At 74.7% G+C, this 6482-nt stretch carries 6 protein-coding genes; 1 reads left to right on the top strand and 5 read right to left on the bottom strand.

Annotated elements, in window-relative coordinates:
• Positions 1-630: 630 nt before the first annotated feature.
• Positions 631-1638: a hypothetical protein gene (locus ABD308_RS20135; RefSeq protein WP_344337217.1), complete on the bottom strand. Its 1008-nt coding sequence runs from the start codon at positions 1636-1638 to the stop codon at positions 631-633.
• 340 nt (positions 1639-1978) lie between these two features.
• Complete coding sequence (locus tag ABD308_RS20130; protein ID WP_344337215.1) at positions 1979-2602, bottom strand: hypothetical protein; 624 nt, start codon at positions 2600-2602, stop codon at positions 1979-1981.
• Between the two features lie 142 nt (positions 2603-2744).
• Here ABD308_RS20130 and ABD308_RS20125 point away from each other — a divergent pair, with 142 nt between their 5' ends.
• Complete coding sequence (locus ABD308_RS20125) at positions 2745-4046, top strand: SGNH/GDSL hydrolase family protein (RefSeq protein ID WP_344337213.1); 1302 nt, start codon at positions 2745-2747, stop codon at positions 4044-4046.
• A 27-nt stretch (positions 4047-4073) separates the two neighbouring features.
• On the opposite strand, the gene ABD308_RS20120 is transcribed toward ABD308_RS20125, so the two are convergent.
• The 3 genes from ABD308_RS20120 to ABD308_RS20110 all read right to left on the bottom strand — a co-directional run.
• Complete coding sequence (locus ABD308_RS20120) at positions 4074-4826, bottom strand: SMI1/KNR4 family protein (RefSeq protein ID WP_344337211.1); 753 nt, start codon at positions 4824-4826, stop codon at positions 4074-4076.
• 191 nt (positions 4827-5017) lie between these two features.
• A complete protein-coding gene (locus ABD308_RS20115) occupies positions 5018-5554 on the bottom strand; it encodes a carboxymuconolactone decarboxylase family protein (RefSeq protein WP_344337209.1) in 537 nt (178 codons plus the stop codon).
• A gap of 22 nt (positions 5555-5576) precedes the next feature.
• The coding region (locus tag ABD308_RS20110) for a hypothetical protein (RefSeq protein WP_344337207.1) at positions 5577-6482 on the bottom strand (906 nt) is incomplete at its 5' end.

Here is a 6482-nt window from a genome sequence, read left to right as displayed (position 1 = left end):
GATTCCCGCCGTCGATCCGGTGACCAGCGCGGTCCGTCCGCTGAGATCGATCTGCATCGGAAGGCACCTCTCCTCGGTGGGTGACGGCCCTCCGGCGGCCGGCCGCTTCCCGACCGGCTCCCCCCGGTCCGCCGGGCGCGGGCCACGGTGCGCGCCGAGGGCTCCCGTGTCGGCTCCGGCCCGGTGTGGCTCGGGCGCTCGCCGGAACCAGGATCTCCGCCGGGCGACGGGCGCGCCGGACGCTTGGCCCGTCCGGGTGATTCCGGCCGAAGCGGTGGCGGCCGGCCGGCCTCACGCCGCCGGCACGCGCACCGCGCACCGCGAGCGGAGCGGCGGTTCCCGGCGAGGATCCCGTCCTGCGGATCACCCGGCACCGTCGGATGTGAACCCGTACCGAGCCGTCACGCCCGCCGGAAGGGCCCGGCGGCGTGACCGGCGGGCCGTTCGCCGTCCCGCGCCCTCCCCGGCCTCGCGGCGCGGTGGCCGGCGCCGCTGACGTCCGTCCTGCTCCTGGACGCCGTCCTCCCCCGCCTCGCCCTCGCGCTCGTCCTCGCGCTGAAACAGGTGACCCGGCGCGCCCCGAGGACCTTGGCCGGCGCGGGCCCGGGTGAGGGCCGGTCGATCGCGGTCTCACGCACCCGGTGCGGCGACGAAGGTGTACGCGCCGAGTTCGAGGAACAGGGCGTCCTGGAGTCCGGGCACGCCGGTGAGGGGAACGGCGAGTCGCCGTTCGCGTTCTCCGGCGTTGGCGGTCACCGGGGTGTAGGCGCGCAGCACCATCCGGGCGTCACACGGGAGCGGCTGGTCGAGCTGGACGACGACGGTGACCGTCCCGGAGTAGTTGGCGGGCAGGACGACCGAGCGCGTGTACCCCTCGTCGGTGCCGGGCGCGTAGATCTGCGCCGTCAGGCTGAACGGGGCCTGCTGGTCGGTGTTGGAGAAGGTCGCGGTGCCGGCGGGCAGGTCGGTGCCGGAGATCCCGAAGACGAAGCGCGTCGGGGTGTTGTTCAGGTTGCAGACGGCCAGGCTGGAGAGGACGTACCTGGTCTGCCGGCACGGAATCACGTCGATGTTGCGCCAGCCGACGTTGGGGTTGTACCTGACCCAGTTCAGGTAGTCGACGAGCGAGCCGAACGTGGGCAGGGTGGCGGACACGGGGTGGGCGGGTGTGTCCACGGTGGCGATCGTGCAGTAGTGACCCGGCGGGTTGCTGCTCGGCCAGAGGAAGGCGGACCTGCTCACGCAGATCCGTCCGGGAGGGATCTCCCTGGCGCCGCCGCGGACGGTGAGCGGCACGCTGGTCCCGCCGCCCTCGGCGGTGAGCGGGGTCCACGCCCGCGGGTCCAGCAGCAGCCCTCCGGGGGCGTAGTAGAGCCTGACGTCGCCGGAGGCGGGACAGCCGGTCCTCAGGTTCCTTCCCCGGACGTAGATGCGGTTGAGCCGCCCGTACACGATGGGGTGGCTCAGTCCGAGGTCGGGACCGTCGTAACTGGACTCCAGCAGGCCGAAGTCGAGGATGTCGCTGCCGAAGGGGATGATGTCCGGGGACTCCCAGACGGGGTCGGCCGTGGGGGTCTGTCCGACGTCCGGGAAGTTGTCCCGGACCAGGATGTCGTTCCAGTTGGCGGTGGCGTTCATGGTTCCTCCCGACTGGCTGGTGGGTGCCGGAGGGCGGGCAGGACCGTGGCCTCGGGGTGGGGTGACTCCCCGGCGAAGGCGTCCTTCGGACCGCCACCGAAAGGTGGCCGTCATCAATGGAGTTGACGCTGAGTCATGAATCGGTCCTGCCGGAACCGGCTGCGACGAGAAGCCCGTTCCGCAGAAAAATGTATCGGGCCCGAACCACCCCGCCCAATAGGCCGGAAGAGTGAATGCCCGGCGGGTACCGTTACCGCCGACCGGGCGCGGGCTCCCCGGACATCGGCAGGACGGCCGCCTGCCGTAGCCGGAGGACCCGCGCGCGGGTGGCGGTCCCCGGTCAGTGGAAGACGATCGCGTGGCCGCCGGCGAGGCTGGCCAGGCAGGCACGGTGGAGCTGGTGCCAGGCGTACCGCTCGGGTTCGAACGGCCCGTCGGGGACGGGGTGTTCGGCGGAAGCGGTGCCGGGATCGGCCGGCGCGATGCCCAGGGCCGGTGCGAGCGTGACGAGTTCGCGCAGCAGGCGCTGGGTGGAGCCGACCATGCCGCCGCCCGCGACGCCCGCCTCGGCGGGCAGGAACAACGGGTCGGCGAAGTCCACCGGCACGTAGTAACCGGCGTTGTCGGCATGGCAGATCAGGTGCGAGGCGAACATCAGCGCCTCCTCCTGGATCAGCTCGCGGTCGCGGTCCCAGCCGGGTCCGTCCTCCTCGGCGGGCGTGACCGGCTCGCCCCGGCCGGCGAGCGCCAGCACGCGGCGCAGCCGGGTCAGGTAGCCGTAGGGGAAGCCGCCGGAGAAGGCGGGGTCCTGCGCGGGCCCGTCGAGCGGCGGCTCGTGCCAGTCGACCCCCTCGGCCCCGAGCGCCGCGCCGAGGCGGTCGAAGGCTCGGCGGTGGTGGTCGAACCCCTCGGGGTCGTTGCGTGCCTGGTCGTGGAGCATGCCCACGGATATCGAGAGTCCCATGGCCGCACAGCGTAGGCGACCGCTCCGACACCGGCGCCCACCACACCCGCCGGCCCGGCGCGGCGGCGATCGCGCGCACGGGTTCCGCCCGGTGGGCCGGCGCGGTAGGTTCCGGGGAATCCCGTCGGCCCCAGGAGTCCCCGTGCCCGCTAGGAAGCCGTTCCTCCGCGCCCGCCGCGCGGTGGCCGCCGCCGGTCTGCTGACCGCGCTGGCCGTCGCGCCGGCGGCCGTTCCGGGGGCGCCGCCGGCGTTCGCCGGGTCGGCCTCGGGGGGAGCCTGGACCGCCGCGTGGGCCTCCTCGCTGGTCCGCCCGACGGCGCCGCAGCCCTGGTCCTGGCCGAACTGGGCCTGGGACGGCTTCGCCGACCAGAGCCTGCGCCAGGTGGTCCGGGTCACCGCCGCCGGTTCCGAGCTGCGGATCCGGGTGTCCAACCGGTACGGCGGGCAGCCGCTGCGGCTGAGCCGGGCGAGCGTCGCCCGGGCCGGTGACGGCGCGTCGGTGCTCCCGGGGACGATCGGCGCGCTCCGCTTCGGCGGGCGCCCGGACGCCGTCGTGCCCGCCGGGGCGGAGCTGTGGTCGGACGTCCTGCGGCTGCCCGTGCGGCCGCTGGAGCGGATCGCGGTCACCCTCTACTTCAGCGGGCCGACCGGCCCGGTGGCCTTCCACGAGGACGGGCTCGCCACCGCCCACCGGGCCACGGGCGACCGCACCCGGGACACCACGGGCGAGGCCTTCGCCGGGGCGACCAGCGAGTCCCACTACCTCCTGGCCGGCGTGGAGGTGCGCGGCGCCCGCACCGGGGGCGCCGTCGTCACGTTCGGCGACTCCCTCACCGACGGCTGGGGCTCGACCCCGGGCACCGACCGCCGCTACCCGGACCGGCTGGCCGAACGGCTGCGCGCCGACGGGCGCCGGCTCGCCGTCGTCAACGCCGGGCTGAGCGGCAACCGGCTCCTGACCGACTCCCCGTGCTACGGCGAACGCGGCCTGGAGCGGTTCCGCCGGGAGGTGCTCGACCGGCCCGGCGCGCGCACCGTCGTGGTGCTGATCGGCATCAACGACATCGGCGGGGGCGGCCTGGACGACTGGGGCTGCGGCGCCCACCCCACGGTCACCGCCCAGCAGGTGACCGACGGTCACCGGGCGCTGATCGACGCGGCGCACCGGCGCGGGCTGACGGTGGTCGGGGCGACCCTGCCCCCGTTCCGCGGCTACGCGCCGTACTACGCGCCGGAGAAGGAGCGGGTCCGGGACGCCGTGAACCGGTGGATCCGCACCTCCGGGGCGTACGACGCGGTGGCCGACCTCGACCGCGCGCTGGCCGACCCCCGGCCGGGCCACCGCGACGAGCTGGCCGCCGCCTACGCCTCCGGCGACGGGCTGCACCCGGGGGACGCCGGCACGGCCGCCATGGCCCGGGCGGTCGCGGACCTGATCCCCTGACGCCCGGCGGCGCCGGCCCGCCCTGGGTCAGCCGCTCGCGGGGCCGGGGAGCCGGTCGAGCCAGTCGAAGAGGTCCGCGCCCAGTGGTTCAGCATGGTCCGCGACCTCGCCCCGCGGGGCGCCGGGCGCGAGCCGGTACAGGGACGAGCGGTCCCGGCCGTGCCGGCGCATGAACAGGCCCGCTCCCCCGCCGTCCTCGCCGACCAGGACCCAGTGCGGCGCGTGCGTCCGCACCTCCCAGGCGTCGTTGCGGGCGCCGAAGACGTGCGGCCCGAGCAGCGTGCCGCCGTCCGGCAGCCGCACCCCCGGCGTGGCGCGCCACAGCCGGGCGACGGCCGGGTTCGGCCCCTCGCGCAGCCCGGCGGCCCGCGCCGTCCACACCGTGAGGAACCCGGCGAAGGAGTCGGCGAACGGCCACTCCTCACCGGTGACCCGGCTCCGCACCACGACGGGCCACTCCCCGTCCGCGGCCCGGTCGAGGGCGAACCCGAAACACTCGTGGTCGTCGTCCTCGTGGAACCAGAGCCGCCCCCCGCCGGACCGGTCGTCGAGAAGCCCGGGCTCCCCCAGCCCCGGCACGGGATCCGGCGTCGCGATCGGACGGCCGCGCAGCGAGCCCTCCCCGTACGCGGCCAGCCACCACCGGTACGAGCGCGGCAGCGGGCCGGTGACCGACTCCGCCGCGCGGATCACGGCCTCCGGACGGCCACGGCCGGGCCATGTGACGATCCCCGGCGTCACGGCGATCAGGTCCCGCAGAAGTTCCGTATCAGCCCGCATGACGGGCAGTCTCGCACAGGCGTACGACGCCGGTCCGGGGCCCGGGCCGGGCTCGCTTCGGCCGGAGCGCTGACGACGGGCGCTGCGGGGTGCCGGTGTGCTCCATGCCCCACGGACCCGGGCGGGGGCGCCGGGCGCCTGGGGCCCCCGGCCGGTCGGGTGGGACCGGCCGGGGGTCCGGGGGGTGCGGGTCAGGGCAGGTAGCCCTTGGCGGCGAGGCTCTCGCCGATCTCGTCGTAGACGGCCGGGTCGTCGGGCGTGATCGCGGCGAGGCCGTCGACGTAGCGGTTGAACATGCAGAACGCGGAGGCGATCAGCACGGTGTCGTGGATGGTCTCGTCGTCGGCGCCCGCCGCGTGGGCGGCGGCGATGTGCTCGTCGGTGACGGCCAGGCCGCTGATCTGGACGCGGCCCGCGAGCTCCAGCAGCGCGCGCATCTTCTCGCTCACCGGTGCGGTCGCCAGGTCGCGCTTGACGGCGTCGACCACGGTGTAGTCGCCTCCGCTCAGCGTGTGCGCGGCCGCCGCGCTGTGCGAACCGGTGCAGTAGCGGGTCTCGTTGCGGGCCGAGACGAACGCGGCGATCAGTTCGCGCTCGCCCGCGGTGAGCGGGGACTCGCCGCGGAGCAGTTGCTCCGCGAGCTCACTGAGGGCGCGCCCCGAGGAGGGCTTGCTGGCCATCAGCCCCCGGATGCCCGGTCGCTGGTGGGGAACGGTGATGTGCGGCATGCGAATCGGCCTCCGTAGCGCGTTACTTGTTGAACCACGAGACGGTCGTCTCGTCCGTGCTGAACTGGTTCAGCAGCATGGTGGCGACCTTCTGCTCACCGGTGGGACCGGGGTGCACCAGGTCGCTCTCAAGGTCCGAGCACTTCCACTCCAGACCGTCGCCGCGCCCGGGGACACCGCCGGCCGCGTGGTCCGCGCCCAGGCCGTCGGCCCACAGGTACGGCCCCCAGGAGAGCCACGGCGCGACGCCGCCGGCGCCGTAGGAGAGGGTGGGGTCGCCGTTGATCTGCTGCTCGATCAGCCACTTGACGGCGAAGCCCTGCTGGTAGGCGCCGGCGCTGCGGCTGGGATTGTAGGTGTAGATGCGGCTGGCGACGTAGCCGAGCGCCAGGTTGGAGTACTTGGCGCGGGCGTTGCGGGCGATGGCGGCGAGGCTGTCGCGCAGGGACCGGGCGCCGGCCGGGAAGGCGCCCAGGTTGTCGCCGACGTACTGTTCCTTGATCCAGACGGCCTGGACCTGGGCGGCGGTCACCCCGGCGGCGCTCAGCCGGCCGGCCAGCACGGACCAGGTGGTGCCGGCCGGGTTCTCCCAGGCGTGGGCGTCCTGGCCGCCCTGGGCGCCGTCGACGATCACCAGGCGGCTGTTGAGGTTGGCGTACTGGGCGGTCCTGGCGATGAAGGCCTGGAACTCCTGGGTGGTGTTGGACATGCCGATCGAGATCAGCACCACCTTGCCGTTGACCAGGTCGACCTGGCCGGCGGCGTTGCGCGGAAGCACGTGCTGCAGCGCGATGTCCTTGCCGGCCTGGGTGTGCGCGGCCGGACGGGTGTTGCTCGCGCCGGGGTACAGGCCGCCGGACTGGCCCTGGTAGGTCGAGGCTCCCATGTCCACCAGCGGGGTCTGGCCGCTGAAGGAGGAGGAGCAGTC

Source organism: Kitasatospora putterlickiae, from assembly GCF_039527695.1.
Lineage (GTDB): Bacteria > Actinomycetota > Actinomycetes > Streptomycetales > Streptomycetaceae > Kitasatospora > Kitasatospora putterlickiae.
Note: the sequence above shows the minus strand (reverse complement) of the source record. Positions and strands in the feature narration are given on the sequence as shown.

Excerpts from the sequence above, each read along its gene's own strand:
- ABD308_RS20135 (WP_344337217.1), bottom strand. The coding sequence starts at position 1,638 with ATGAACGCCACCGCCAACTGGAACGACATCCTGGTCCGGGACAACTTC.
- ABD308_RS20130 (WP_344337215.1), bottom strand. The coding sequence starts at position 2,602 with ATGGGACTCTCGATATCCGTGGGCATGCTCCACGACCAGGCACGCAAC.
- ABD308_RS20120 (WP_344337211.1), bottom strand. The coding sequence starts at position 4,826 with ATGCGGGCTGATACGGAACTTCTGCGGGACCTGATCGCCGTGACGCCG.
- ABD308_RS20115 (WP_344337209.1), bottom strand. The coding sequence starts at position 5,554 with ATGCCGCACATCACCGTTCCCCACCAGCGACCGGGCATCCGGGGGCTG.